At 63.0% G+C, this 440-nt stretch carries 1 protein-coding gene; it reads right to left on the bottom strand.

What is annotated here, in order from left to right; all coding sequences use genetic code 11:
* On the bottom strand, window positions 1-225 hold a 225-nt coding region (locus AACY08_RS29860; RefSeq protein WP_339472690.1), incomplete at its 3' end, for a hypothetical protein.
* Between the last annotated feature and the right edge of the window lie 215 nt (window positions 226-440).

The following is a 440-nucleotide window of genomic DNA, read 5'->3' as shown; positions in this document are numbered from 1 at the left end:
ACGCGTCCAGGTGCGGTCGCTGTAATGACCGATGATCGGCTGCACCAGCAGCCCGGTGAGCGGGGCCGCGATCCACAGATAGGACAGATCATCCAGCGATCCGCCAAGCGTCTGGAAAATCCGGCTCATATTCGCGTTTTGCAGCGCAAAGCCGATCTGGATGCCGAAGAAGCCGAAGCTGATATTCCACAACCCGCCGAAGCGCTGCACCGGTTTCTCGTTCAAGCCCACCTCCCCTGCTGCGGCTCCCCGCAGTCTGTCGTGCCTGACTGCCGACAAGCCCGGTAGCGCACAAGGGTGCATACGAATACGCAAGCCACCACGCCGCTTGCGAGGATCGTCCCGAGCCGGGCATGACGGTGCGATGTCGATGACCGTAACCCTCCACCACCAAGGGCAGGAGCAGCGCCCGCTGCTCCTGCTCGACTCGTTCTGGAGCG

This window comes from Pseudomonas sp. EL_65y_Pfl1_R83 (assembly GCF_963970695.1).
GTDB classification, from domain to species: domain Bacteria; phylum Pseudomonadota; class Gammaproteobacteria; order Pseudomonadales; family Pseudomonadaceae; genus Aquipseudomonas; species Aquipseudomonas tritici.
Note: the sequence above shows the minus strand (reverse complement) of the source record. Positions and strands in the feature narration are given on the sequence as shown.